This is a genomic window from Bradyrhizobium manausense (assembly GCF_018131105.1).
In the GTDB taxonomy this organism is placed as follows: Bacteria; Pseudomonadota; Alphaproteobacteria; order Rhizobiales; family Xanthobacteraceae; genus Bradyrhizobium; species Bradyrhizobium manausense_B.
On sequence record NZ_JAFCJI010000001.1, the window covers coordinates 607,224 to 632,546 of the forward strand.

General features: G+C 63.3%; 25 protein-coding genes. 21 read left to right on the forward strand and 4 right to left on the reverse strand.

Translation table 11 applies throughout. From position 1 onward, the window contains the following. Both JQ631_RS02855 and JQ631_RS02860 read right to left on the reverse strand, forming a co-directional pair. A complete protein-coding gene (locus JQ631_RS02855) occupies positions 1–981 on the reverse strand; it encodes an ABC transporter permease (protein WP_212323835.1) in 981 nt (326 codons plus the stop codon). Between the two features lie 101 nt (positions 982–1,082). After that, on the reverse strand, positions 1,083–2,681 hold the full coding sequence (locus JQ631_RS02860) for an ABC transporter substrate-binding protein (protein ID WP_212323836.1): 1,599 nt from the start codon (positions 2,679–2,681) through the stop codon (positions 1,083–1,085). A 369-nt stretch (positions 2,682–3,050) separates the two neighbouring features. Here JQ631_RS02860 and JQ631_RS02865 point away from each other — a divergent pair, with 369 nt between their 5' ends. From JQ631_RS02865 to JQ631_RS02890, 6 genes are read left to right on the forward strand one after another with little or no spacing between them, the layout of a single operon-like run. Further along, entirely contained in the window at positions 3,051–3,308 is a 258-nt protein-coding gene (locus tag JQ631_RS02865; protein ID WP_212323838.1) for a DUF6489 family protein, read from the forward strand. Then, complete coding sequence (locus JQ631_RS02870; protein WP_212323840.1) at positions 3,308–4,108, forward strand: esterase/lipase family protein; 801 nt, start codon at positions 3,308–3,310, stop codon at positions 4,106–4,108. Before JQ631_RS02865 ends, JQ631_RS02870 begins: the two co-directional genes overlap by 1 nt. A 46-nt stretch (positions 4,109–4,154) precedes the next feature. Further along, a complete protein-coding gene (locus JQ631_RS02875; RefSeq protein ID WP_212323841.1) occupies positions 4,155–5,705 on the forward strand; it encodes a WS/DGAT/MGAT family O-acyltransferase in 1,551 nt (516 codons plus the stop codon). Between the two features lie 21 nt (positions 5,706–5,726). Continuing rightward, positions 5,727–6,722: an alpha/beta fold hydrolase gene (locus tag JQ631_RS02880; protein ID WP_212323842.1), complete on the forward strand. Its 996-nt coding sequence runs from the start codon at positions 5,727–5,729 to the stop codon at positions 6,720–6,722. A gap of 31 nt (positions 6,723–6,753) precedes the next feature. After that, the gene (locus JQ631_RS02885) at positions 6,754–9,990 is read left to right on the forward strand and encodes a bifunctional cytochrome P450/NADPH--P450 reductase (protein WP_212323845.1); all 3,237 of its coding nucleotides are present in this window, start codon (positions 6,754–6,756) and stop codon (positions 9,988–9,990) included. 30 nt (positions 9,991–10,020) lie between these two features. Next, the gene (locus tag JQ631_RS02890; protein WP_212323850.1) at positions 10,021–10,695 is read left to right on the forward strand and encodes a spermidine synthase family protein; all 675 of its coding nucleotides are present in this window, start codon (positions 10,021–10,023) and stop codon (positions 10,693–10,695) included. Here JQ631_RS02890 and JQ631_RS02895 read toward each other — a convergent pair. Further along, positions 10,692–11,156: a nuclear transport factor 2 family protein gene (locus JQ631_RS02895; RefSeq protein ID WP_212323851.1), complete on the reverse strand. Its 465-nt coding sequence runs from the start codon at positions 11,154–11,156 to the stop codon at positions 10,692–10,694. The two genes, JQ631_RS02890 and JQ631_RS02895, sit on opposite strands and share 4 nt — an antisense overlap. A gap of 128 nt (positions 11,157–11,284) precedes the next feature. Further along, positions 11,285–12,205, reverse strand: a complete 921-nt coding sequence (locus tag JQ631_RS02900) for an alpha/beta fold hydrolase (protein ID WP_349644952.1) — start codon at positions 12,203–12,205, stop codon at positions 11,285–11,287. A 170-nt stretch (positions 12,206–12,375) separates the two neighbouring features. Between JQ631_RS02900 and JQ631_RS02905 the strand changes: the two genes are divergently transcribed. The 15 genes from JQ631_RS02905 (at position 12,376) to JQ631_RS02975 (ending at position 25,321) form a co-directional block, all read left to right on the forward strand. Continuing rightward, positions 12,376–12,756, forward strand: a complete 381-nt coding sequence (locus JQ631_RS02905) for a hypothetical protein (protein ID WP_212323854.1) — start codon at positions 12,376–12,378, stop codon at positions 12,754–12,756. Further along, positions 12,753–13,835 (forward strand): PHA/PHB synthase family protein, encoded by a 1,083-nt coding sequence (locus tag JQ631_RS02910; RefSeq protein WP_212323857.1) that lies wholly within the window; start codon positions 12,753–12,755, stop codon positions 13,833–13,835. Before JQ631_RS02905 ends, JQ631_RS02910 begins: the two co-directional genes overlap by 4 nt. Next, positions 13,832–14,425 carry a GNAT family N-acetyltransferase gene (locus tag JQ631_RS02915; protein WP_212323860.1) on the forward strand — a complete coding sequence of 198 codons (594 nt, stop codon included), beginning with the start codon at positions 13,832–13,834 and terminating at the stop codon, positions 14,423–14,425. The genes JQ631_RS02910 and JQ631_RS02915 overlap by 4 nt, the downstream gene beginning before the upstream one ends. Before the next feature lie 277 nt (positions 14,426–14,702). Then, on the forward strand, positions 14,703–15,155 hold the full coding sequence (locus tag JQ631_RS02920) for a phasin (protein WP_212323862.1): 453 nt from the start codon (positions 14,703–14,705) through the stop codon (positions 15,153–15,155). 170 nt (positions 15,156–15,325) lie between these two features. Next, positions 15,326–16,612, forward strand: a complete 1,287-nt coding sequence (locus tag JQ631_RS02925) for a DUF445 domain-containing protein (RefSeq protein ID WP_212323865.1) — start codon at positions 15,326–15,328, stop codon at positions 16,610–16,612. A gap of 188 nt (positions 16,613–16,800) precedes the next feature. Then, the gene (locus JQ631_RS02930) at positions 16,801–17,571 is read left to right on the forward strand and encodes an esterase/lipase family protein (protein ID WP_212323867.1); all 771 of its coding nucleotides are present in this window, start codon (positions 16,801–16,803) and stop codon (positions 17,569–17,571) included. A 93-nt stretch (positions 17,572–17,664) separates the two neighbouring features. Further along, entirely contained in the window at positions 17,665–18,531 is an 867-nt protein-coding gene (paaX, locus tag JQ631_RS02935) for a phenylacetic acid degradation operon negative regulatory protein PaaX (RefSeq protein WP_212323869.1), read from the forward strand. A 76-nt stretch (positions 18,532–18,607) separates the two neighbouring features. After that, positions 18,608–19,600, forward strand: a complete 993-nt coding sequence (paaA, locus tag JQ631_RS02940) for a 1,2-phenylacetyl-CoA epoxidase subunit PaaA (protein ID WP_212323872.1) — start codon at positions 18,608–18,610, stop codon at positions 19,598–19,600. 9 nt (positions 19,601–19,609) lie between these two features. Then, positions 19,610–19,897 carry a 1,2-phenylacetyl-CoA epoxidase subunit PaaB gene (paaB, locus tag JQ631_RS02945; protein ID WP_212323874.1) on the forward strand — a complete coding sequence of 96 codons (288 nt, stop codon included), beginning with the start codon at positions 19,610–19,612 and terminating at the stop codon, positions 19,895–19,897. Beyond that, positions 19,897–20,673, forward strand: coding sequence for a 1,2-phenylacetyl-CoA epoxidase subunit PaaC (gene paaC, locus JQ631_RS02950; RefSeq protein WP_212323878.1), 777 nt, complete (start codon positions 19,897–19,899; stop codon positions 20,671–20,673). The genes paaB and paaC overlap by 1 nt, the downstream gene beginning before the upstream one ends. Further along, positions 20,667–21,170 (forward strand): 1,2-phenylacetyl-CoA epoxidase subunit PaaD, encoded by a 504-nt coding sequence (gene paaD / locus JQ631_RS02955; RefSeq protein ID WP_212323886.1) that lies wholly within the window; start codon positions 20,667–20,669, stop codon positions 21,168–21,170. Before paaC ends, paaD begins: the two co-directional genes overlap by 7 nt. A gap of 132 nt (positions 21,171–21,302) precedes the next feature. Next, on the forward strand, positions 21,303–22,385 hold the full coding sequence (gene paaE / locus JQ631_RS02960) for a 1,2-phenylacetyl-CoA epoxidase subunit PaaE (protein ID WP_212323888.1): 1,083 nt from the start codon (positions 21,303–21,305) through the stop codon (positions 22,383–22,385). A 55-nt stretch (positions 22,386–22,440) separates the two neighbouring features. Then, positions 22,441–22,890, forward strand: a complete 450-nt coding sequence (gene paaI, locus JQ631_RS02965; RefSeq protein ID WP_212323889.1) for a hydroxyphenylacetyl-CoA thioesterase PaaI — start codon at positions 22,441–22,443, stop codon at positions 22,888–22,890. A 32-nt stretch (positions 22,891–22,922) separates the two neighbouring features. Continuing rightward, complete coding sequence (gene paaK / locus JQ631_RS02970) at positions 22,923–24,254, forward strand: phenylacetate--CoA ligase PaaK (protein ID WP_212323892.1); 1,332 nt, start codon at positions 22,923–22,925, stop codon at positions 24,252–24,254. Positions 24,255–24,319: 65 nt separating this feature from the next. Then, the gene (locus JQ631_RS02975; RefSeq protein WP_212323893.1) at positions 24,320–25,321 is read left to right on the forward strand and encodes a quinone oxidoreductase family protein; all 1,002 of its coding nucleotides are present in this window, start codon (positions 24,320–24,322) and stop codon (positions 25,319–25,321) included. The last annotated feature ends 2 nt before the right edge of the window (positions 25,322–25,323 follow it).

The following is a 25,323-nucleotide window of genomic DNA, read 5'->3' on the forward strand; positions in this document are numbered from 1 at the left end:
TCAGTGCGCCCGGCTGACCGTCGAACGCAGCCGCGGATCGACGATGGTGTAGAGGATATCAACCACGAGGTTGATGGTGACGAAGATCAAGGACACCATCATCAGATAGGCCGCCATGATCGGGATATCGACGTTCTGGACGGCCTGCACGAACAGCAGCCCCATGCCCGGCCACTGGAATACGGTCTCGGTGATGATGGCGAAAGCAATGACCGAGCCGAATTGCAGGCCGGCGACGGTGATGACGGGAACCAGCGTGTTGCGCAGCGCATGGCCGAAATGGATCGCCCGCGTGGTGAGCCCACGGGCGCGGGCGAAGCGGATGTAGTCGGTGCGCATGACCTCGAGCATTTCCGCGCGGACGAGACGCATGATCAGCGTCATCTGGAACAGGCCAAGCGTGATCGATGGCATGATCAGCGCTTTCAAGCCAGACAGTGTCAGAAGGCCTGTCGTCCACCAGCCGATATGCACGACGTCGCCGCGACCAAACGAGGGCAGCCAGCCAAGCGTCACCGAGAACAGGTAGATCATGAGGATGCCGATCAGGAAGGTCGGCATCGAAATACCGATCAGCGAGACAGCCTGGAATATGTGCGTGAGCCAGCTATCGCGGCGCAGAGCCGAATAGACCCCCATCAGGATGCCGCTGATCATCGCGAAGATGGTGGCGCAGATCGCGAGCTCCAGCGTCGCGGGCATCCGCTCCATAAGCAAATTGGTGACCGGCAGGCGGAACTGGTAGGACACGCCGAACTTGAATTGGGCGGCGTTGCCGACATAGCGGCCGAACTGCACGATCACGGGATCGTCGAGGCCCAACGATTTGCGGATCGCTGCGCGTTCGGCGCCCGACGTGTCCATTCCGACCATCTGGCTGACGGGATCGCCGGCAAAGCGAAACATCGAGAACGCGATGACCCCTACGGCGATCATGACGCCGACGGCCTGGATGGCCCGGCGCAGTGTGAAAGCGAGCATCTGTTCCTTTCACATCTCTTCAGCAGCACGCATCATCGCGTTAGCCCGAAACAGCAAGTCCCGGAAGCCAGAGCTTCCGGGACTCCACAAGATGTCGACACCTACTCGTCCTGCTTGGTCGCCCAGTAGAGCAGGACCTGGTTGTCCGCGCGCTGGGTCAGCTTCACCTTTTTCGAGACGCCCCAGGCGAGCGCCTGCTGGTGCAGCGGGATATAGGCCCAGTCCTTCATCGAGATCTCGAAAGCCTGCTTGATCAGGAGATCGCGCTTGGCCGTATCGGATTCCACGAGAACCTTGTCGGCGAGTTCGTCGAACTGCTTGTTGCAGTAGCCGGCGAGATTGGCTTCGCCGCGGTTGGGATCCTTGGGATCATCCCGGCAGCCCATGATGTCGTGTAGCACGTTCTGGGCGTCGAGCGTATCCGGGGTCCAGCCCAGCATGAACAACGAGGTCTTGTAGCCGCCGGGCTTCAGCACCTTGGCGAAATACTGGGCCTTGGGCTGCGCCAGCAGGTCCACCTTGATGTTGATGCGGGCGAGCATCCCGACGATGGCCTGACAGATCGCGGCGTCATTGACGTAACGATCGTTCGGGCAGTCCATCGTCACTTCGAAACCGTCGGCATAGCCGGCATCTGCCAGGAGCTTCTTGGCGGCGTCAGGGTCGAATTTCGGCCGGGTGATATCCTTCGAGGAGAAGATCTCCGGTGCGACCATCAATGCGGACGGCGTGGACAGCCCGCGCATGACCCGGTTCTTGATCAGATCGACGTCGATCGCCCGGTAAACGGCCTCGCGGACGCGAACGTCCTTGAACGGGTTCTTGCCCTTGACGTTGGAGTACAGGAGTTCGTCGCGCGCCTGATCCATGCCGACGAAAATGGTGCGGAGCTCGGGTCCCGTCAGCACTGTGGCGTTGGGGCTCGCCTTGACGCGCTCGATGTCCTGGACCGGAACCGGCTCGATCACGTCGACTTCGCCCGACAACAGCGCCGCGACACGAGTGGCCGGGTTTGCGATCGGCGTGAAGATGATCTCTTTCAGATTATGCTCCGGCTTGCGCCACCAGTTCGGGTTGACCTTGAAGACGGTCCTCACGCCCGGCTGATGGCTCTCGATCATGAAGGGACCGGTGCCGTTTTCATGGAGCGAGGCATAGCTTGGAGTCGTCGCGGCAGCGGGCGTCGGTGCCACCGCATCGTTCGCCTCTGCCCATTTCTTGTCCATGATGTACCACGTCGCCCACAGCGCGGTCAGGATGGGATTGGGCGAGGTGAGAATGAAATCGACGGTGTAATCGTCGACCTTGACGACCTTGGCATCGGCAGGGAGGCGGCTCAGAAAATTCGAGCCCTGAGCCCGCACGCGGTTAGCCGAGAACACCACGTCATCGGCGGTGAAGGGGTCACCGTTGTGGAATTTCACGCCCTTGCGCAGGTGAAAGCGCCAGCGCGTCGGCTCCGGCGTCTCCCAGCTTTCGGCGAGCGCCGGGATGATCTTCAGATCCTTCCCGCGGGCCACCAGGCCTTCATAGACATGGCCGAGATGCGCACTGGTGGTCGACTCGTTCAGGGTGTAGGGGTCGAGCGATTTCAGCTCACCCTGGTTGGCGTAGCGCAGCGTCTGGCTCGAGGCCGGCGACACCGCCAACGCAAGCGCACCGGCGAGCGTCGCCGCAAACAGACTTCGTCCGACTGACATTCTTGACCCTCTCCACTCGCCCGCTCCGTGATTTTTGATTGTTCGGCGGGGTTGATCGATCCATGTTGCCCAGAGTTCTCGACCCGTGCAAGCGCCATTCCAGCAAGGAACGCGCCAAGTTGCACCGCTGTGCAGCAATGCTGACCAACAATTTATGGGCGAACGGCGCGCGGGCGACATTGAACTTTCGACCGGTGAGGCCTCGAAAATGAGGGTGGAAGCGCCCGGCGGCGCTCGTGCTGACGATTCGATTGACCATATGCGCCGATTGCGGAAGCCGGCGTTCGCCCCCCGGCTCAGGTCGCTTGCGTCGCACACCAAGTCGCGGCGATACTGTGTGACGCCGCTCGAATCTCATCCGGAGGGGACATGAAAGTAAATATCGAAATTGACTGCACCCCCCTCGAAGCCCGCCAGTTCTTCGGATTGCCTGATGTGGCGCCGATGCAGACCGCGGTGATGGACAAGCTGCAGCAGCAGGTCCTGAGCAACATCGAGAAGGTCTCGCCGGAATCGCTGATCCAGAGCTGGTTCACCTTCGATCCGAAGCTGGCGGAGCGGTTTCAGGACATGTTCGTGACCATGGCCGGTCTCGGCAGCCCGCGTAGCGGCGACAAGAACAAATAATGCCTGATACGCGCGACGGGGCGCCAGGCTCTGGCCGGCTTCGTCCACCGGCCCTTGGGCTGCTGCTCGCGGAGGTGCGCGGCCTGCTCGAATTCAACACCAGCATCCTGCTGTCACCGCTGCTGATGCGCGCGCCCAGGGGCGACGGCCATCCGGTGCTGGCGCTGCCGGGTTTTCTCGCCAGCGATCTCTCGATGGCGCCGATGCGGCGCTATCTCGCCGAGCTCGGCTATGAGGCGCATGCCTGGCGGATGGGCCGCAATCTTGGTGGGATGGCGCGGATGCGGGAAGCCTTGCGCGCCCGTCTCGCCGAGATCCACGCTGCAAGCGGACGGAAGGTGAGCCTGGTCGGATGGAGCCTCGGCGGAGTCTATGCCCGCGATCTCGCACTCCAGGCGCCCGACATGGTCCGCTCCGTCATCACGCTCGGCAGCCCCTTTGCCAACGATGTGCGGGCGACCAATGCGACGGCGCTCTACGAGACGCTGTCAGGCGAGCGTGTCGAGGATTTTGCCGAACTGCGTGAGGCGATTGCCGGCGATCTCAAGGTGCCGGCGACATCGATCTATTCTCGCACCGACGGCGTCGTGAACTGGCAGACCTGCCTGTTGCACCCGTCCGACCGTGCAGAGAACATCGAGGTGCATTTCGCAAGCCACATCGGGCTCGGGGTGAACGCAGCCGCGCTGTGGGCCGTGGCGGATCGCCTGGCACAACCGGAAGGGGAGTTCTGGCCATTTGACCGGGCAGGGCCGTTTGCCATTGCATATGCCCCGCCGGAACAGGCAGTATCGGCCTGACGAGAAGCGCCGGAAAGGCGCCCGTCGAATATGAGCGGAGGGAACTATGGCTGACGGTAAGAAGCTGTCGTCGCTGGACGCGTCTTTTCTTTATCTGGAAACGCCGGAGATGCCGATGCATGTCGGCAGCATGGCGATCTTTCGCCTGCCCGACGACTATAAGGGCGACTTCTTCGAGGACTTCAAGGCGATGATCGTCTCGCGGCTGCACATCGCGCCGATCCTCAAGGCACGCCTGGAGAAGGCGCCGCTCGACATCGATCATCCGACCTGGGTCGAGGACGACCAATTCGACATCGACCGTCACATCTTCCGCGCCAGCCTGCCGGCGCCGCGCGACCGCGCCACACTCGAACGCATCGTCGGCTGGATGCATGCCAAGCTCCTGAACCGCGCTCGTCCGCTCTGGGAGTTCTACGTGTTCGAGGGCATGAAGGACAACGAGGTCGGCCTCTATTCCAAGATGCACCATGCCGCCATCGACGGCGGTGCCGGTGCGGCCCTGACCAACATGATCTACGACATCTCGCCGATCCCGCGAAAGGTCGAGCCGCCGACGGGCGGATCGAAGCCCGGGCAGGAGCCGCGCGACATCGCGGCGAACCTGCTCGATTCCTATCAGCAGCTCTTCACCCAGCCGCTCGATGCTTCGGCGGCCGCGAAGAATTTGCAATTGCCGCGGACCGGCAAGAGCGACATCGGTTCGATCCTGTTCGACAACGCGATGTACCAGATCGAGAGCGCGGTGCGCTTCGCGGGCAATATCCCGACCATGGTCAAGAGCGTCTCCGACGTGCTCGGGAAGATTTCCGATCCGAAATCGCGCGAAAGCCTCGCCAGCATGGTGTCGCCGCCGACCATGCTCAACAAGACGATCTCGTCGGAGCGCAGCTTTGCCGGCGTATCGATCTCGCTGTCGCGCTCCAAGGCGCTGGCCAAGCTGGCCGGCGGCAAGCTCAACGACGTGGTGCTGGCGCTGGCCTCCGGCGTGGTCCGACGCTACCTCCTGCAATACGGCACGCTGCCGGCGAAATCGCTGACCGCCGCCGTGCCGATCTCGTTGCGCGAGGAGGGCAACACCGAAGCCAATAACCAGGTCTTCGGCATGATCTGCTCGATCGCGACCAACATCGAGGATCCCAAGGCGCGATTGGAGGCCATCATCGCGCAGTCGACCAAGTCCAAGGAAATGTCGCATCCGCTGCGGGCGCTGATGCCGCAGGTTTCCAATATCTCGATGCTGGGCGCGCCGATCATCGTCCAGATCCTTGCGCTGCTCTACAGCCGCTCCGACCTCTCGGATGTGCTGCCGCCGGCGGCGAACGTCACCGTCTCCAACGTGCCGGGCCCGCGGCAGACGCTCTATGCCGCAGGCGCCGAACTGCTGCACATCTTCCCGGTCTCGATCTCGACTCATGGGCAGGCGCTCAACATCACCGTGCAGAGCTACCGCGATCAGCTCGATTTCGGTTTCATCGTGGGCGCCAACATCATTCCGCATGTGCAGGTGATGTGCGACATGCTGCCGGAGGAGTTTGCGGCGCTCGAAGCGGCCTATGCGCCACCTGCGACCGACATCAAGGGCGCGGCTGAATAGGAAGTTGTCAGGATCCTTGCGATGATCGAAATGCCGCCGCTCAAGTTCGCGCAGACGAACGGAATCCGCATGGGCTATTACGAGGCGGGCCCGGTCACAGACAAACCGCCGGTGGTGCTGTGCCATGGCTGGCCCGAGCTTGCCTTCTCCTGGCGTCACCAGATCAAGGCGCTGAGCGAGGCCGGTATCCGCGTGATCGCGCCGGACCAGCGCGGCTATGGCGCGACCGAGCGGCCCGAGCCGGTCGAGGCCTATGACATGGAGCAGCTGACCGGCGATCTCATTGGGCTGCTCGATCATCTCGGCATCGAGAAGGCAATCTTCGTCGGCCATGATTGGGGAGGCTTCGTCGTCTGGCAGATGCCGTTGCGGCACCCCGCACGCGTCGCCGGCGTCGTCGGTGTCAACACGCCGCATTGGGACCGCGCGCCGATGGATCCGATTGCGCTGTTCTGCCAGCGGTACGGCGACCAGATGTATATCGTCCAATTCCAGGACCCCGCGCGCGAGCCGGACAAGATTTTCGGCAGCCGGGTCGAACAGACGTTCGACGCCTTCATGCGCAAGCCGATGGCACGGCCGGCGGCGAAATCAGAAGAGCCGCCGATCGCCGGCGTCGGCGCCTCGTCGAAGACGAACCTGGCGTTCCCGCAGATGGTCGCGGCCTATGATGCCAAGGTCGATCCGCGCACGCCGATCCTGTCGGCCGATGAGAAGAAGGTATTCGTCGATACCTTTACGAAGACCGGCTTCACCGGTGGCATCAACTGGTATCGCAATTTCACCCGCAATTGGGAACGATCGCAGGGACTGGATCACCACATCGCCGTGCCGTCTCTGATGATCATGGCCGAGAACGACGCCGTGCTGCCGCCGTCGGCGGCCGACGGTATGGAGAGACTGGTGGCTGACCTCGAGAAGTATCTGGTGAAGGACAGCGGCCATTGGACGCAGCAGGAGAAGCCGGAAGAGGTCAGCGCCGTCTTGATCGAATGGCGTAGAAGGCGGTTTGGTTAGCTCGTCATTGCGAGCGGGGGGAAGCGTAGCAATGTCATCGAAGAACCGTCTGGACCCGATTCCGCAGCCGCCGACCAAGCCGGTGGTCGGCAACATGCTGTCGCTGGACTCGGCTGCGCCGGTGCAGCACCTGACGCGGCTTGCCAAGGAGCTGGGCCCGATCTTCTGGCTCGACATGATGGGCTCGCCGATCGTCGTCGTTTCCGGCCATGATCTTGTCGACGAGCTCTCTGACGAAAAACGCTTCGACAAGACGGTGCGCGGCGCGTTGCGGCGCGTGCGCGCGGTCGGCGGTGACGGGCTGTTCACGGCAGACACCAGGGAGCCGAACTGGAGCAAGGCGCACAACATCCTGCTCCAGCCCTTCGGCAACCGGGCCATGCAGTCGTATCACCCGAGCATGGTCGATATCGCCGAGCAGCTCGTTCACAAATGGGAGCGGCTGAACGCCGACGACGAGATTGACGTCGTCCATGATATGACCGCGCTGACGCTGGACACGATCGGCCTGTGCGGCTTCGAATACCGCTTCAACTCGTTCTACCGGCGCGATTACCACCCCTTCGTCGAGTCGCTGGTGCGCTCGCTCGAAACCATCATGATGACGCGCGGCCTGCCGTTCGAGCAGCTCTGGATGCAGAAGCGGCGGAAGACGCTGGGCGAAGACGTCGCCTTCATGAACAAGATGGTCGACGAGATCATCGCCGAACGGCGCAAGAGCGCCGAGGGCATCGACGACAAGAAGGACATGCTGGCCGCGATGATGACCGGCGTCGACCGCTCGACCGGCGAGCAGCTCGACGACGTCAACATCCGCTACCAGATCAACACCTTCCTGATCGCGGGCCACGAAACCACCAGCGGCCTGTTGTCCTACACGCTCTATGCGCTGCTCAAGCATCCGGACATTCTCAAGAAGGCCTATGACGAGGTCGATCGCGTCTTCGGCCCCGACGTCAATGTAAAGCCGACGTACCAGCAGGTCACGCAGCTCACCTACATCACGCAGATCCTGAAAGAGGCGCTGCGGCTGTGGCCGCCGGCGCCGGCCTACGGTATCTCGCCGCTCAAGGACGAGACCCTCGGCGGCGGCAAATACAAGCTCAGGAAGGGCACCTTCACCACGATCCTGGTGACGGCGCTGCACCGCGATCCCAGCGTTTGGGGACCCAACCCTGATGCCTTCGACCCCGAGAATTTCAGCAAAGAGGCCGAAGCCAAACGGCCGGTCAATGCCTGGAAGCCATTCGGCAATGGCCAGCGCGCCTGCATTGGCCGCGGTTTCGCCATGCACGAGGCGGCGCTTGCGCTCGGCATGATCCTCCAGCGTTTCAAGCTGATCGACCATCAGCGCTACCAGATGCATCTGAAGGAAACGCTGACGATGAAGCCGGAAGGCTTCAAGATCAAGGTGCGGGCGCGTGTCGATCGCGAGCGCGGTGCCTATGGCGGGCCGGTTGCGGCGGCGGTCTCTGCGCCGAGGGCGCCACGTCAGCCGACCACGCGGCCCGGCCATAACACGCCGATGCTGGTCCTTTACGGCTCGAACCTCGGCACCGCCGAGGAGCTCGCGACGCGCATGGCCGACCTCGCCGAGATCAACGGCTTTGCCGTACATCTCGGGCCGCTCGACGACTACGTCGGCAAGCTGCCGCAACAAGGTGGCGTGCTGATCATTTGCGCGTCCTACAACGGCGCGCCGCCTGACAATGCGACGCAATTCGTCAAATGGCTCGGCGGCGATCTGCCGAAGGACGCCTTTGCCAACGTCCGCTACGCCGTGTTTGGCTGCGGAAACAGCGACTGGGCCGCCACCTATCAATCGGTGCCGCGCTTCATCGACGAGCAGATGTCGAAGCATGGCGCCCGCGCAGTCTATCCGCGCGGTGAAGGCGATGCGCGCAGCGATCTCGACGGCCAGTTCCAGAAATGGTTTCCGGCGGCCGCCCAGGTCGCGACCAAGGAATTCGGCATCGACTGGAATTTCACGCGCACCGCCGAGGACGACCCGCTCTATGCGATCGAGCCTGTCGCGGTGACCGCCGTCAACACCATCGTCGCCCAGGGCGGTGCCATCGCGATGAAGGTGCTGGCCAATGACGAGCTCCAGAACAGGTCCGGCGCCAATCCGTCGGAGCGCTCGACGCGCCATATCGAGGTGCAGCTCCCGGCCAATCTCAACTACCGCGTCGGCGATCATCTAAGCGTCGTCCCGCGGAACGATCCGGCGTTGGTGGACTCTGTCGCCCGCCGGTTCGGTTTCCTGCCCGCCGACCAGATCAGGCTTCAGGTTGCCGAAGGTCGGCGCGCGCAATTACCGGTCGGCAGTGCCGTATCGGTCGGACGTCTGCTTAGCGAGTTCGTCGAGTTGCAGCAGGTGGCGACACGGAAGCAGATCCAGACCATGGCCGAGCACACCCGTTGCCCGGTCACCAAGCCGAAGCTGCTGTCCTATGTTGGCGAGGAGCCTGAAACGCTGGAGCGTTACCGCTCCGAGATTCTGGCCAGGCGCAAATCGGTATTCGATCTGCTGCTCGAATATCCCGCCTGCGAACTGCCGTTCCACGCCTATCTGGAAATGCTCTCACTGCTCGCGCCGCGCTACTACTCGATCTCGTCGTCGCCGTCGGTGGATCAGACGCGTTGCAGCGTTACGGTCGGTGTCGTCGAAGGACCGGCCGCTTCGGGGCGCGGCACCTACAGGGGCATCTGCTCGAATTACCTCGCCAACCGGCGTGCGGGCGATACGGTCTACGCGACGGTGCGCGAGACCAAGGCCGGCTTCCGGCTCCCGGACGATGCATCCGTGCCGATCGTCATGATCGGCCCGGGCACGGGGCTCGCGCCGTTCCGCGGCTTCCTCCAGGAGCGCGCAGCGCGCAAGGCGAAGGGTGCCAGCCTCGGACCGTCCATGCTGTTTTTCGGCTGCCGCCATCCCGATCAGGATTTTCTCTACGCGGACGAACTGAGGTTGCTTGCCGCTGGTGGCATCACCGAGCTCTTCACCGCGTTCTCGCGCGCCGATGGTCCCAAGACCTACGTCCAGCACGTTCTCGCCGCGCAGAAAGACAAGGTCTGGCCGCTGATCGAGCAGGGCGCGATCATTTATGTCTGCGGCGACGGCAGCAAAATGGAGCCCGACGTGAAGGCGGCGCTCGTTTCGATCTACCGCGAGAAAAGCGGCAGCGGTGCGGCTGCGGGTGCGCGCTGGATCGACGAGATGGGTGCGAAGAACCGCTATGTGTTGGACGTCTGGGCGGGAGGGTGATTGTTCGTCCGATCGTGCTAAAGCTCTCGCATGATTCCCTGGGAAAAGATCGATACCGCGAAAATCCCCGGTTCCGATGAGGAGCTCCGCCTGATGCGGCGGGGCAAGGAGTTTTCGATCAAGCTCGGCACCAACGAGCTGATGAACAACCGCCTGTCGGGCTCCGAAGCCGCGCTCGCAACGCTTGCGGCGAAGCAGATCGAGAAGGTCGCAAAACCCGCCATTTTGATCGGTGGCCTCGGCATGGGCTTTACGCTGCGTGCGGCACTTGCCGTGCTCGGAAGCAAGGCAAAGATCGTGGTCGCCGAACTGGTGCCGGCGGTCGTCGGCTGGGCGCGAGGTCCGATGGCGGAAGTCTTCGGCGACAGTGTCGATGATGTCAGGGTGAGCATCCGGGAGACCGATGTCGGCGAGATCATCCGGGCGAAGGGCTCGGCGTTCGACGCCATTCTGCTCGACGTCGACAACGGGCCGGAAGGACTGACCCGAAAGGGCAATGACGCGCTCTACAGTGCGAGCGGATTGACGGCGGCGAAGGCCGCGCTACGGCCCGGCGGCGTGCTCGCTGTCTGGTCGTCGGGACCCAACCCCGCCTTCACCAAGCGTCTCGGCCGAGCCGGCTTCGAGGTCAACGAGGTCAATGTGCGCGCCACCGGCAGAGGTGGCGGCGCGCGCCACGTGATCTGGATCGCGAAGAAAAGCTAGAACATCGTGTTGTTGTTCGCCGGATTCTCCGGGATCGGCTGAACCACGTCCCAATGTTCGACGATCTTGCCGTTCTCCAGCCTGAAGATGTCGACGATCGCATTACCCTTGGTGCCGGGCTCACGAACCGCGTTGACGTGCAGGATGACATAGTCGCCGTCCACGAACGAGCGCTTGATCTCGCTGTGCGAGTTCGGAAATTTCTCGCGCAGGAAGCCGATGAACTTTCGGAAGCCTTCCGGCCCGTCGGCAGCGTTCGGGTTGTGCTGGACATAACGGTCGCCGACATAAGCGAGGGCCGCATCGACGTCCTTTTGATTGAGGCCCCTCTCGTAGAAGGCCAACACCGCTTTGCGATTGGCCTCCTCCTGCGGGCTGCCGGCCATCGCAGCGCCACTGGCTAGTGACAGCATGAGAGCCGAAGCGGCGGCCATTGCCGCCGACCGAACCATGAGATGCATGTGAGCTCCAGGAGGCCGCGGCCTCTGTCTTTGCGATTGAGGAGGCTTCTATAGCTCTCGAGCGGTCCGACGGTAAGAGAGTAACCGTCAGCTCACATGGTCACCGCTGAGACACCGGCAGCTCTAGTCTACGCCGCTCTCGCGACCGCCCCATGCGCGTGCTTGTCGATGGCGTCGATGATCTCGGGCCAGAACCGCGCGGGCAGCGCATGACCCATGCCGTCGATCATCAAGAGTTTGGCGCCCGGAATCGAGGCTGCGGTGTCCTTGCCGCCTTCCGGGCGCACCAGTGGATCGACGGTGCCGTGGATCACGAGCGACGGTGTCTTGACGGCGTGCAGGCGCTCCTTGCGGCTGCCTGAGGCGAGCACGGCGCGTAGCTGGCGGCCGACGCCGGCCGGATTGAGCCCGCGCGCAAACGTGCGCTCGGCGCGGCCAGGATCGAGTGCTTCTTCTTCAGGAAAAGAGCCCGCGCGCAGCACGATCCAGTTCCGGCAGAAGCGCGCGATGTACTCTTCCTTGCTGCGCGGCGGTGGCGCCATCAGCACCGCGGTTGCGTCCCGGCTCGGCGGTGGCAGGCGCGGATTGCCTGTCGTCGACATGATCGAGGTCAGCGAGCGCACGCGCTGCGGAAAGGACAGGGTTACCTCCTGCGCAATCATGCCGCCCATGGACGCGCCGACGAGGTGCGCGGACTTGATGCCAAGCGCGTCCATCAGGCCGACCGTGTCTTTCGCCATGTCGATCAGCTTGTAGGTGGCCGCAACCGGGATCTTCAGGAACCGTAGTTTCAACAGCTCCAGCGGCGTCAGCCGCGCGCCGCCGGTCAGATGGCTGGATTTGCCAATGTCGCGATTGTCGAAGCGGATCACGCGAAAGCCGCGCGCGGCGAGCTGCTCGCAGAACTCATCGTCCCAGTGGATCATCTGCGCCGCGAGCCCCATGATCAGCAGCAGCGGCTCGGCATTGTCGTTGCCGAAAATCTCGTAGCAGATGTCGATACCGTTGGCGCGGATGGTCTGGGGCGGCAGATGGGTGGAAGCGTTCACCGACATGTTCCCTTGCTGGCAGGTCGGAATTGTATCGCATGGTTTGCCGTCACAAAGAAGCCGTGCGTGCGACATCGGGCTGTCGCTTAGCCGTTGACCGCCTCGTCGCAACGGTGTGGTATGGCGGCAAAAGAAGGGCGCAAGAAGCCCTCGTGACCAGGAGGACGCCGATGACCGACAAGATCACCGACCCTGTCGCCCTGTGGCAGAAGATGGTTGGCGAGATGGAAAAGGGCTTCAACTCGTTCGCCACCAAGGCGATGGAGACGCCCGAATTCTCGCAGGCCATGAATCGGGCCGGCGGCGCTGCTGCGGGTGCTCAGAAGCAGTTCGGCGATCTCATGGAGAAATATCTTCTCTCGATGAACTTGCCGAGCCGCGAACAGATGACCGGCATCGCCGAGCGCCTGCAAGCCATCGAGGGACAGATCGGCGAGATCAGATCCATGCTGAACCAGATGTCGGCGGCGTCAGGCGGGTCGCCGATCGATGCGGCACCGCGGCCGCCGCGCACCAAACGTCCGCCATCCGAAGGCGGAGGGCCAAAATGAACGCTCCGACGGGACTTGATTTCGCAGCAATCCCGGAACGCATCCAGGCCGAGGTGCAGCGTGCCATTCAGCGCAGCATCAAGGGCGTCGAATATTTTTCGACCTCCGGTCCGACGCTCGGATTGACCCCGAAAGACGTGCTGCATTCGCGCGGCACGATGAGCCTCTACCACTACCGGCCGATGTCGGACGAGATCTACCGCGTGCCGGTGCTGATCGTGATGGCAACCACCAATCGCGGCTACATTCTCGATCTCGTGCCCGGCCAGAGTTTCATCGAGTTCCTGCTGCGGCGTGGCTATGACGTCTACATGCTCGACTGGAGTGCGCCACGGCCGGAGGAGAGAAGTCTGCGCATGGAGGACTATGTCCTCGACTTCATCCCGGATTGCGTCCGCCGCGTGCAGGCGGATTCGGGCGAGCAGGACGTCTCCGTGATCGGCTATTGCTTCGGCGGCGTGCTGTCGCTGCTCTATGGCTCCATCTTCCCGGACGGGCCGATGAAGAATTTGATCTGCTTCACCACGCCGATCGACTTCCGCGAGATGAAGCTGTTTTCCAACTTCTCCGACCGCCGCTATTTCGACGTCGACCGCCTCGTCGACAGCGTCGGCAACGTGCCGCCGGAGATGATCCTGTCGTCGTTCGAGATGCTGCGCCCGGCCTCGCGCACGGTCAGCCAGATCCAGCTCTGGGAAAACATCTGGAACGACGAGTTCGTCAAATCGTATCGGATGTTCGACCGCTGGGCGACCGACACGCTGCCGCTGGCGGGCGAATATTTCCGCACCATCACCAAGGACCTGATGTGGGACAACAAGCTCTACAACGACACCATGTCGGTCGGCGGCCGCGCCGCAAAGCTCGAGAACATCAAGGTGCCGTTCCTGCATGCGGTCGCCGAGCACGATCACATCGTGCCTTATGACGCAGCAAAACATCTGATCGCGAAGATCGGCTCCACCGACAAGGAAGAGGTGATGCTGAAGGGCGGTCACGTCTCGCTGGTCGCCGGCGCCAACGCGGTGAAGCGGCTGTGGCCGAAACTGGATTCCTGGCTGGGGACAAGATCGACATGACTGAGCAGCGTTCCTATCCGCGTTACGTCAAGACCGACGCGGGCGATATCGAGATCCGCCTGATGTCGCCTGCCGACGAAGCGGCAGTGCTCGCCTTTGGCAAGGGCCTGCCGACCCATGACCTCTTGTTCCTGCCGCGCAACATCAGCGAGCCGAAGGTGCTGTCCGCCTGGGTCAAGGAGATCGAGCGCGGCGCAATTCAGAGCCTGCTCGCGGTCAGGGGTGGCACGGTCGTCGGCTGCGGCACCCTGGTGCGCGACCCGCATTCCTGGTCGCCCCATGTCGGCGAGATCCGCATGGTGGTGTCGCAGGACGTGCGCGGGAAGGGGGTCGGGAAGGCGCTGTCGCAGGAGACCTTCGCGCTCGCGCTCGGAGCGGGGCTGGAAAAGCTCTCGGTCCAGATGACGGTCGACCAGCAGGCGGCGATCGCGCTGTTCGAGAGCCTCGGCTTCAAGGCCGAGGCGCTGTTGCGGGACCATGTCCGGGATGTCGGCGGCAAGACTCACGACATCGTGGTGCTCGGGCACAACATCGCGCAGGTCCAGGCCCAGATGGAGGCCTATGGGCTGCCAGGCGCCGTCCAGCACTAAAAGCGCCGTCCAGCACTAAAAGTGCCATCCAGCACTGAGAGCGCCGTCCAGCACTGGGGTGCCATCGGGGACCAAAAAACTGGAAAACAACCCCATGCACAGTAGGCGAGCCTAAAGGCAGCGGGTCGCCTCCCGCAAGATTATTCACGATTTCGTGATATCGCGATGCAACATGTATATTGCATCGCACAATTAACTGTGTCATATAAGCCGTGCCCCGGGCCATCGAGGACGGGGTGAGCCCATAGCTCAACCCAATGAGGATGGAGAGAACCCCATGACCACCGAAACCAACACCGCTTTCGAGGGCTTCAAAGACGCTTTCAAGAACATCCAGAATCTGGAAGTTCCCGAGGCTGCCCGCGAATTCGTCAAGAAGACCGCCAACACCGCCAAGGACCGTGCTGCCGAGGTGTTCGCTGGCTCCGAGCGCGTGACCGCCGCCGTCGAGAACGCGGTGACCGAGTCCGTCACTGAAGCCGGCAAGATCAGCCGCAACATCCAGCAGGCGATCTACGACGACGCCCAGGCCTTCTTCTCGGGCATCGACAAGCTCGCGTCCGCAAAGTCGTTCAGCGAAGCCGTCGAGATCCAGTCCAGCCTGCTCCGCGCCCGCGGCGAAACGTTCGTCTCGCGCGCCAAGGCGACCAGCGACTATCTCGGCAAGCTCGCTGCCAACGGTGCGAAGTCCGCTCAGGACAACTTTGCTAAGGTCTACAAGACCGCCTGATCTGGCAGCCTGAGACCAAACTGAAATTTGAGGCCCGCTTCGGCGGGCCTTTTGTTTTCAGCGCCGCTGCGGCCGTCATTGCGAGCGTAGCGAAGCAATCCAGAGTCTTTCTACGGAGGCAGACTGGACTGCTTCGCTTCGCTCGCAATGACGAGTACTGTGATGCAGTCATGGACTCATCTGCCAGTTTCTCCTTTGAGACACCTGCCGACGCCGAACGCGCGGCAGAGCTGCGCCGCGTGAAGGCGCTGGCGACGCTGGTGCTGGTCTCGACGCTGGCGCTGTTTGTCGTCGCGAAATGGCTTGTGCCCGTGCATCCCGTGTTCGGTTTCATCGCCGCCTTCGCGGAGGCCGCGACCATCGGCGGGCTCGCCGATTGGTATGCCGTGGTTGCGCTGTTCAAGCGGCCGCTCGGCCTGCCGATCCCGCACACGGCCATTATCCAGAGCAATCAGGCTCGCATCGCCGACAAGCTCGGCGAATTCATACAGGTCCATTTCCTCGAGGCTGGCCCTGTCGAGGCCAAGCTCAGGGAGATCGACTTTGGGTCCTTCGTCGCTGACTGGTTGCGCGACCGCAAGCGCAGCGATGACCTTGCACGCTTTGCGTTGCGCCTGCTGCCGGAGGCCGTCTCTGCGACGGAAAGCTCAGGCCTGATGACTTTCATCATCCGCCGCATGTCCTCGCAGATCCAGGCGATCGACCTCGCGCCGCTCGCGGCCGGCACGCTGCGTGGCTTCGTTGCGGAGGGGCGGCACCAGATCCTGTTCGACGATCTGCTGCGCGTGATGCACGAGACGCTGAATCAGAAAGAGACGATGGCAATGATCCGCGAAAAGGTTCGCGAGGAGTTGCCGACCCTGCTCAGGCTCTATCGCGCCGACAAGTTTCTGGTGAACAAGATCGTCTCGTCTGCCACCGCCTTCTTCAATGAGGTGCGCAGCGACCCCCGGCATCCCTTCCGCGGCGAGTTCGATCGCATGGTGCTGAGCTTCGTCGATCGGCTCGGCACCGACCAGGCCTATATCGACCGCATCGACGGCTTGAAGCGCGATCTCCTGGCGCGGCCCGAGCTTGGCGATCTCGCCCGCACCGTCTGGGCTAACGCGCGCTCGTTCATCGAACGCAGCGCGAGCGGCGAGACGCAGGTGCTGCAGCATCATCTCGCCGGCATGTTCGTTTCGGCGGGCGATGCGCTTGCCGGCGATGCCGAGCTGCGCGGCGAGATCAACAAGGGCCTCGTGACGGTGCTGCGCAGCTTCGTGGCCGACCAGAAGAGCGGCGTTTCGACCTTCATCTCCGACCAGGTCAAGGCCTGGGACATGGCGCAGCTGATTTCGCTGATCGAAATCAACATCGGCCGTGACCTGCAATACATCCGCTTTAACGGCTCGCTGATCGGTGGGCTCGCTGGTCTCACGCTCTACTCCGTCGAATTCCTGCTCCGATTGCTGTGACTTTTGCGTCACGCCCGTTAGCATTAGCGCGGGGCCCTATTGTCGCCCCGCATGTCTCCCGCTTGAATGGGCGGAACCGGCCGCCTAGCTGATTCATGTTGCGCTGCGGAACGTTCAAGAAGCCGGCGTATTGGAATTCATGCCCATTGCCGGCATCGCGTCCGGCGTCTTCTCCAGGGGATATCTTGATGACCGCTACTGCCCAGACGCTGCGTCCGCCGTCCCGTACTCTGATGTTTCTGGAGGGGCGCGCGATCCACGAGTTCGGTGCGTTCCTCGGCGCGTTGCCGCTGTTGAGCCTCGCGCCGCGCGGCGACGGGCATCCAGTGCTGGTGCTGCCGGGTCTCGTGGCCTCCGATGTCTCGACGCGCGCGTTGCGCACCTTTCTGACCAGCAAGGGCTATGCCGTCAGCGGTTGGCGCCAGGGCCGCAATTACGGCCTCCGCGAGGGCGTGCAGCATGCGATGGTCGATCTGGTCAAGGAGCTCAGCGACAAGCACGGCCGCAAGATCAGCCTGGTCGGCTGGAGCCTTGGCGGCCTCTATGCGCGCCAGCTCGCCAAGATGATGCCCGACCACGTGCGGCAGGTGATCACGCTCGGCAGTCCCTTCGCCGGCGATCCCCGGTCGACCAATGCCTGGCGCGTCTACGAATGGGCCAGCGGGCGGAAGTCCGACGAGGTCGATCCGGAGTTCGGCGGCGATCTCTCCGTTGCGCCGCCGGTGCCGACCACCGCAATCTTCAGCCGCACCGATGGTGTGTGCGCCTGGCAGGGCTGCATGGAGAAGGCGGGCGCGCAGACCGAGAGCATCGAGGTCGAGAGCAGCCATTGCGGCATGGGCCATCATCCCGCCGTGGTCTATGCCGTTGCCGACCGCCTCGCGCAGAAGGAAGGCCAGTGGCGTCCCTTCGACCGCAGCGGCTGGCGCAGCCTTGCGTTCCCAGATCCGCATCGGTGATCTCGTAGCGGTACCGGAAGCGAGAGCGGCCGTCGCCGCGACCGTCGCGTCTGTCCATTGTCGCGCCCGCACCAAACGCGCTATGCCTCGCGCATGGCGCATCCGCTCTCTCGCATCATCGACCAGCTCAAGCGTGAGCCGTCACGCACGGGCTCCATCGTCGTCACCATGTTCGGCGATGCCATCGTGCCGCGCGGCGGTTCGGTGTGGCTCGGCACGCTGCTGGCGTTCTTCGAAGGCCTCGATATCGACGGCAGCGTGGTGCGCACGGCGATGTCACGGCTCGCTGCCGATGGCTGGCTGACGCGCGAGAAGGTCGGCCGCAACAGCTTTTATCGGCTCGCCGACAAGGGCCGCGAGACGTTCGAGGCCGCGACGCGCCACATCTACGATCCGCCGCCGTCGGACTGGACCGGTCGCTTCGAGCTGCTTCTGATCGGCAATGGCTGGGATCGTGATGCCTCACGCGAGGCGCTGCGCAATGCCGGCTTCGGCAGCCCGCTGCCGGGCGTGTGGGTCGCGCCGTCAGGCGTGCCGGTGCCGGAGGAGGCTGCGGCCGCCATCCGCCTCGAGGTCTCGGCCGAGGATGATAGCGGCCGCCGCCTGCTCAGTGCGAGCTGGCCGCTGGAGCGCACCGCCGACGCCTATCTGAAGTTCATGAAGACGTTCGAGCCGCTCCGCGCCGCACTCGCGCGCGGCACGGATCTGTCCGAGGCCGACGCCTTCACCGCGCGCATCCTGCTGATCCACTACTACCGCCGTGTCGTGCTGCGCGATCCGCTGCTGCCCGAAAGCCTGTTGCCGGCGGATTGGCCGGGCAGGGCGGCACGCGAGCTTTGCGGCGACATCTATCGCGCGCTGCTTGCCCCGTCAGAACAATGGCTTGATGGTCATGGAACCAATGAGAAGGGCCCATTGCCGCCGGCCCGAAAACTCCTGGAGAGGAGGTTTGGCATCTGATTTATATGTTACAGAAATATCTTGCATGAAGTAATTTTTGTTATATATTGCCTCCCAACAAACGGGAGGAATGCGCATGTATACCCAGGCGCTGAATACGTCCGAGGCCGACGATCGCGGCCTCGAGGACGCGGCCAAGGCCGCGCAGTTCCAGGCCCGCATCGATGCCGAAGAGCGCATCGAGCCGAATGACTGGATGCCGGCGGCCTATCGCAAGACGCTCACCCGTCAGATCTCCCAGCACGCCCATTCCGAAATCGTCGGCATGCTGCCCGAGGGCAACTGGATTACGCGCGCGCCGACCTTGCGCCGCAAGGCCGCGCTGCTCGCCAAGGTGCAGGACGAGTGCGGCCACGGGCTCTATCTCTATGCCGCGGCGGAGACGCTCGGCACCTCGCGCGAAGAGCTGGTCGACGCCATGCTCGCGGGCAAAGCCAAATATTCCTCGATCTTCAACTATCCGACGCTGACCTGGGCCGACATCGGCACCATCGGCTGGCTGGTCGACGGTGCCGCGATCATGAACCAGATCCCGCTGTGCCGCTGCTCCTATGGCCCCTATGCGCGCGCGATGATCCGCGTCTGCAAGGAGGAATCGTTTCACCAGCGCCAGGGTTACGAGATCATGCTGACGCTCTGTCGCGGCTCGGACGAGCAGAAGGCGATGGCGCAGGACGCGCTGAGCCGCTGGTGGTGGCCGGTGCTGATGATGTTCGGCCCGCCGGATGCGACGAGCCAGCACAGCGACACCTCCACGAAGTGGAAGATCAAGCGCTTCTCAAATGACGAGCTGCGCCAGAAGTTCGTCGATGCCACCGTGCCGCAGGCGCAATATCTCGGCCTCACCATTCCCGATCCCGGCATGACCCAGGATGCGGATGGGCACTGGCGCTACAGCGAGATCGACTGGACCGAGTTCAAGCAGGTGCTCGCCGGCAATGGCCCGTGCAACCGCGACCGCATAGCCGCGCGCCGCAAGTCGCATGACGAGGGCGCCTGGGTGCGCGAGGCGGCTGCGGCCTATGCGGCGAAGCGCGCGCGGCGCCAGACCGCCCAAGCCGCGGAATAGGAGATCAATATGGCCACGCCGAACACGCCGTTGTGGGAAGTCTTCATCCGCAGCCGCAACGGGCTCGCACACAAGCATGTCGGCTCGCTGCATGCGAGCGATGCCACCATGGCCTTGCAGGCCGCGCGCGACATCTACACCCGCCGCGGCGAAGGCCTGTCGATCTGGGTCGTGCCGTCGACCGCGATCACTGCGAGCGATCCCGCTGAGAAGGGCATGATGTTCGAGCCGGCGGAATCGAAGGTCTACCGGCACCCGACGTTCTACGAGGTGCCGGACGAAGTGGGGCACATGTGATGGCCGCCGCCAACATTCAGGTCTCCGAAACGCCGCTGGTGCTGTACGCACTGCGCCGTGCCGACGATGCGCTGATTCTCGGTCACCGGCTGTCGGAATGGTGCGGCCATGCGCCGATGATGGAAGAGGACATGGCGCTGTCCAACATCGCGCTCGATCTCATCGGTCAGGCCCGCGAACTCTACACCTATGCCGCCAAGGCCGAAGGCGGGGACAACGACGAGGACAAGCTCGCGTATTTGCGTGACGTCAGGCAGTACCGCAATCTGCTTCTGGTCGAACAGCCGAACGGTGACTTTGCCCAGACCCTGGTGCGGCAGTTCTTCTATTCCGCCTTCGCCGACCTCTATTGGCGCGCAATGATGGCCTCACGCGATACGACGCTTGCGGCGATCGCGGCGAAATCGGAGAAGGAGAGCGCCTATCATCTGCGCCACACTTCGGAATGGATCATCCGCCTCGGCGACGGCACGGAGGAGAGCCACGCGCGCGCGCAAGGCGCGATCGATCACCTCTGGGCCTTCACCGGCGAGATGTTTGCCGTGGATGACGGCGAGCGCGCCCTGATCCATGCCGGTATCGCCATTGATCCTGGTACCTTGCGCGGCCGCTGGGCGACGACGCTTTCCGATGTCGCGCGTGAAGCAACTTTGACGCTGCCGCAAAACGACTGGATGCAGCAAGGTGGCCGCGCTGGCCGTCACAGCGAGCATCTCGGCCATCTTCTGTCGGAGCTGCAATCGATGCAGAGAACATTCCCGGGGCAGACATGGTGACGGTTCTCGAGCGTGACAGTGAGCTGCGCCAGCGCGCCTGGGACGCCGCTGCGAGCGTCGTCGACCCCGAAATTCCGGTGCTGACGATCGCCGATCTCGGCGTGCTGCGTGATGTCGTTCTCGACGGAGACCATGTCGAGGTCGCGATCACACCGACCTATTCGGGCTGCCCGGCGATGAACATGATCGCGCTCGAAATCGAGATCGCGCTGGAGCGCGCCGGGTTTCATCGCCCGAAGGTGCGCACGGTGCTGTCGCCGGCCTGGACCACGGACTGGATGAGCGAGCAGGGCCGCCAGAAGCTGCGCGCCTACGGCATCGCGCCGCCGCAAGCCTCGCAATCGCGCCGTGTGTTGTTCGGCGAGCAGGTTGTCGCGTGCCCGCAATGTGGTTCAGGGAATACCGAGGTCTTGTCCGAATTCGGCTCGACCTCCTGCAAGGCACTGTGGCGCTGCAAGGCCTGCCGCGAACCCTTCGATTACTTCAAGTGTCATTGAGGCGCACGATGCCAACCACATCGTCATTGCGAGGAGCGAAGCGACGAAGCAATCCAGAATGTCTCCGCGGAGGGGTTGTGGATTGCTTCGCTTCGATCGCAATGACGACGTCTCAGATCTAGGGCAATCCTGATGTCAGCAGCCGCACCGCGCTTCCATCGCCTGGCCGTCAACGATCTCCGCCGCGAGGCGTCAGACGCCGTTTCGATGACGTTCGCTATCCCGCACGAACTCGCCAACGACTATGCGTTCAGTCCCGGTCAGTATCTCACGCTCCGGACGACGCTCGACGGCGAGGAAGTGCGCCGTTCCTATTCGATCTGCTCCGGCCCTGACGACGGCGAGATTCGTATCGCCGTAAAGAAGGTGGACGGCGGCGCATTCTCGAGCTGGGCGGCGGACGATTTGAAGCACGGCGACGAACTCGACGTCATGACGCCGACCGGCCGTTTTGGCATGGTCCCACCCGCCGAAGGCGGGCGTATCCACGTCGGCTTTGCTGCAGGCTCCGGCATCACGCCGATCCTGTCGATCGTCAAGGGTATCCTCGCACGCGAGCCGGTCAGCCGCTTCTTCCTGTTTTACGGCAACCGCGAGACCGACAACATCATGTTCCTCGAGGCGCTCGAGGAGCTCAAGGATCGTTTCATCGATCGCCTCTCGATCTTCCACGTCATCTCCGGCGAGGAGCAGGACATCCCGATCCTGCATGGCCGGCTCGACGGCGACAAGGTGAGGGTGCTTCTGCGTTCGCTGGTGCCTGCGGCCAGCGTCGATCACGTCTTCATCTGCGGCCCGTCCGGCATGAGCGAGGACGTCGAGGTGACGTGCCGGGATATCGGCATCGCGGATGAGCGCATTCACGTCGAACGCTTCGTCTCGGAGTTCGGCGGCAAGCCGCGGCCCAAGAAGGTCGTTGCGCCCGATGCGCCGCCGAAGGCCATAGCGTCGCTGATCATCGACGGCAAGCGCCGCGACGTGCCGGTCGCCGAGGACGAAGCGATCCTCGATGCCGCGCTTCGCGCCGGTGTCGATCTTCCCTTCGCCTGCAAGGGCGGCATGTGCTCGACCTGCCGCGCCAAGCTGGTCGAGGGCGAAGCGCCGATGGAGCTCAATTATTCGCTGGAGCCCTGGGAGCTGAAGGCCGGCTTTGTGCTCACCTGCCAGGCCAAACCTTCGTCGGAGCGGGTCGTGGTCGATTACGACCACGTTTGACAGTGTTGGCTATCGAGCAGAACATCATGAGCAGGAAATTCGCCCGGAGAAGCGCGTGAACGTCAAAGCCACCCTGTCGCCCGAGGATGTTGCCCGCGCCTGCGCCGACGCGATGTGGGCGGAGGACGATGCCTCCAAGGGGCTCGGCATGGAGATCGTCGAAGTCGGTCCTGGTTTTGCGACACTTGCCATGACGGTGCGGCCTGACATGGTCAACGGTCAGCGGATCGCCCATGGCGGCTTCATCTTTACGCTCGCTGATTCCGCTTTCGCCTTCGCCTGCAATTCGCACAATGATCGCGTGGTCGCAGCGCAAGGCCAGATCACCTTCATCAAGCCGGGGAAGCTTGGTGACCGCCTCGTTGCGAAAGCGCGTGAGGTCACCCGTAGCGGCCGTTCCGGCATCTATGACGTGCGCGTCACCGCAGGCGATACTTTGATCGCAGAATTCCGTGGGCATTCGCGTGTCATTCCCGGCACGTGGCTGCCGGCGCAAGACCAATAAAGAGAAGAACAAATCAGTGTGGGGAAACGAGAATGGCTTCGACGAAGCTGAAGGACGGCGGCCACACCTATAAGGCCGAGATGGATGCGCAGGAGCGCGCGTCGCGCGACGAGATCATGACGCTGCAGAAGCAGCGGCTGGCCTGGTCGCTGAAGCACGCCTATGACAACGTCGCGCATTATCGCAACGCGTTCGACAAGGCCGGCGTGCATCCGTCCGACTTTCGCGAACTGTCCGATCTCGCGAAGTTTCCGTTCACGGTGAAAACGGACCTCCGCGACAACTATCCCTTCAACATGTTTGCGGTGCCGCGCGAAAAGCTGGTGCGCGTTCATGCGTCCTCGGGCACGACGGGCAAGCCGATCGTCGTTGGCTATACCCGGCGCGACATCGATACCTGGTCGGATGTGATGGCGCGCTCGATCCGCGCTGCCGGCGGCCGCACCGGCATGATCATCCACAACGCTTACGGCTATGGTCTCTTCACCGGCGGCCTGGGCGTCCACTCCGGCGCCGAAAAGCTCGGCTGCACGGTGGTGCCGATCTCCGGCGGCATGACCGAGCGACAGGTGCAGCTCATCAACGATTTCAGGCCCGACATCATCACGGTGACGCCGAGCTACATGCTGGCGATCCTGGACGAGTTCAAGCGCCAGAAGCTCGATCCGCGTCAATGCTCGCTCAAGGTCGGCATCTTCGGCGCCGAGCCCTGGACCAATGCGATGCGCAGCGAAATCGAAGATGCCTTCGACATGGACGCGACCGACATCTATGGGCTCTCCGAGGTGATTGGCCCCGGCGTGGCACAGGAATGCATCGAGACCAAGGACGGCCTGCATATCTGGGAGGATCATTTCTATCCCGAAGTGATCGACCCCCAGACGGGCGCGGTGCTCCCGGATGGCGAGAAGGGCGAGCTGGTCTTCACTTCGCTCACCAAGGAAGCTTTCCCGGTGATCCGCTATCGCACCCGCGATCTGACGCGGCTGCTGCCGGGCACGGCGCGGCCGGGCATGCGGCGTATGGAGAAGGTGACCGGTCGCTCGGACGACATGATCATCCTGCGTGGCGTCAACCTGTTCCCGACCCAGATCGAGGAAGTGCTGCTTGCGACCGACTGGTGCGGTGGACATTTCATCATGGAGTTGACGCGCGAGGGCCGCATGGACGAGCTGACCATCATCGCAGAGGCGCGGCCAGAGAGCTGGGACGGAAAGGGTCTGGTCGATCATGCCGACCGGATTTCGACCCATATCAAGAACACGATCGGGATCAGCTCCAAGGTACAGGTGGTCGCGCCGGCGACGCTGGAACGCTCGTTGGGCAAGGCCAAGCGGCTCTACGACAAGCGGGCCAAGGACTGACTTGACGGATTGACTTGACCGCCCCCAAAGGCGACAAGGCCCGCGAGAAATTGCGGGTCTTTTCCATGTCGCCAGCCGATAAAGCCGTCGAAGCGCGTTGCGTCCGCCTCAATGCCAAGGCCGAGAATGCCGCTGCAGTTGCCCCGGTGGTCGAGCATCATATGCTGTCGCGCGGGCCGAACGATCTGCTGATCGAGGTGAAGGCTGCGGCCGTCAATCCATCCGACGTCAAGGCCGCGACCGGGCTGATGCCCTATGCCATATTCCCGCGTACGCCCGGCCGCGACTACGCGGGCGTGGTGATCGATGGGCCTGCCGGCACACCAGGGCGCGAAGTGTTCGGCTCCTCCGGTGATCTCGGCATCCGCCGTGATGGTACGCACGCGAGCCATCTCGTCGTTGAGGCCGATGCCGTGGTTGAGAAGCCCAAGACGGTATCGTGGGAAGAAGCCGCAGGCATTGGTGTCCCCTTCGTCACCGCGATGGAAGGCTTTCGCCGCGCCGGCATTCCGAAGTCCGGCGAAACCGTGCTGGTGTTCGGTGTCAACGGCAAGGTCGGGCAATCAGCGGTGCAGATCGCGACCTGGCAGGGCGCGCGCGTCGTCGGCGTGGTGCGCAAGCCTGAGGCTTATGAAGGCCATGGCAATACGCCGATCGAGGTGGTCGACGCCTCCGCGATCGACGTCGCGACGCGCGTGCGCGAACTGACCGGCGGCAAGGGCGCCGACATCGTCTTCAACACGGTCGGCGATCCCTATTTTCAGGCCGCACACAAGTCGCTCGCGCTGCGCGGTCGCCAGATCCTGATCGCTGCGATCGACCGTATCGTGGAGTTCAACATTCTCGAATTCTATCGGGGGCAGCACACCTATGTCGGCATCGACACGCTCGGGCTGTCCTCGATCGCAACCGGCGCCGTGCTGCGCGAGCTCGGTCCGGGCTTCGCGAGCGGGCACTTGAAGCCGTTCCCGATCAAGGCGAGTGCCGTCTATCCGCTCGAGCGTGCCAAGGAAGCATATGCTGCGGTCGCCGGCTCTTCGCGTGATCGCGTGATCCTGAAGCCCTGATC

Coding starts and splice junctions, on each gene's coding strand:
- JQ631_RS02920 (WP_212323862.1), top strand. CDS start 14,703: ATGACCACCGAAACCAACACCGCTTTCGAGGGCTTCAAAGACGCTTTC.
- paaB (WP_212323874.1), top strand. CDS start 19,610: ATGGCCACGCCGAACACGCCGTTGTGGGAAGTCTTCATCCGCAGCCGC.
- JQ631_RS02860 (WP_212323836.1), bottom strand. CDS start 2,681: ATGTCAGTCGGACGAAGTCTGTTTGCGGCGACGCTCGCCGGTGCGCTT.
- JQ631_RS02855 (WP_212323835.1), bottom strand. CDS start 981: ATGCTCGCTTTCACACTGCGCCGGGCCATCCAGGCCGTCGGCGTCATG.
- JQ631_RS02930 (WP_212323867.1), top strand. CDS start 16,801: ATGACCGCTACTGCCCAGACGCTGCGTCCGCCGTCCCGTACTCTGATG.
- JQ631_RS02885 (WP_212323845.1), top strand. CDS start 6,754: ATGTCATCGAAGAACCGTCTGGACCCGATTCCGCAGCCGCCGACCAAG.
- JQ631_RS02915 (WP_212323860.1), top strand. CDS start 13,832: ATGACTGAGCAGCGTTCCTATCCGCGTTACGTCAAGACCGACGCGGGC.
- JQ631_RS02865 (WP_212323838.1), top strand. CDS start 3,051: ATGAAAGTAAATATCGAAATTGACTGCACCCCCCTCGAAGCCCGCCAG.
- paaD (WP_212323886.1), top strand. CDS start 20,667: ATGGTGACGGTTCTCGAGCGTGACAGTGAGCTGCGCCAGCGCGCCTGG.
- JQ631_RS02910 (WP_212323857.1), top strand. CDS start 12,753: ATGAACGCTCCGACGGGACTTGATTTCGCAGCAATCCCGGAACGCATC.
- paaE (WP_212323888.1), top strand. CDS start 21,303: ATGTCAGCAGCCGCACCGCGCTTCCATCGCCTGGCCGTCAACGATCTC.
- JQ631_RS02925 (WP_212323865.1), top strand. CDS start 15,326: ATGGACTCATCTGCCAGTTTCTCCTTTGAGACACCTGCCGACGCCGAA.
- JQ631_RS02875 (WP_212323841.1), top strand. CDS start 4,155: ATGGCTGACGGTAAGAAGCTGTCGTCGCTGGACGCGTCTTTTCTTTAT.
- JQ631_RS02890 (WP_212323850.1), top strand. CDS start 10,021: ATGATTCCCTGGGAAAAGATCGATACCGCGAAAATCCCCGGTTCCGAT.
- JQ631_RS02870 (WP_212323840.1), top strand. CDS start 3,308: ATGCCTGATACGCGCGACGGGGCGCCAGGCTCTGGCCGGCTTCGTCCA.
- JQ631_RS02895 (WP_212323851.1), bottom strand. CDS start 11,156: ATGCATCTCATGGTTCGGTCGGCGGCAATGGCCGCCGCTTCGGCTCTC.
- JQ631_RS02975 (WP_212323893.1), top strand. CDS start 24,320: ATGTCGCCAGCCGATAAAGCCGTCGAAGCGCGTTGCGTCCGCCTCAAT.
- paaA (WP_212323872.1), top strand. CDS start 18,608: ATGTATACCCAGGCGCTGAATACGTCCGAGGCCGACGATCGCGGCCTC.
- paaC (WP_212323878.1), top strand. CDS start 19,897: ATGGCCGCCGCCAACATTCAGGTCTCCGAAACGCCGCTGGTGCTGTAC.
- paaX (WP_212323869.1), top strand. CDS start 17,665: ATGGCGCATCCGCTCTCTCGCATCATCGACCAGCTCAAGCGTGAGCCG.
- paaK (WP_212323892.1), top strand. CDS start 22,923: ATGGCTTCGACGAAGCTGAAGGACGGCGGCCACACCTATAAGGCCGAG.
- JQ631_RS02905 (WP_212323854.1), top strand. CDS start 12,376: ATGACCGACAAGATCACCGACCCTGTCGCCCTGTGGCAGAAGATGGTT.
- JQ631_RS02880 (WP_212323842.1), top strand. CDS start 5,727: ATGATCGAAATGCCGCCGCTCAAGTTCGCGCAGACGAACGGAATCCGC.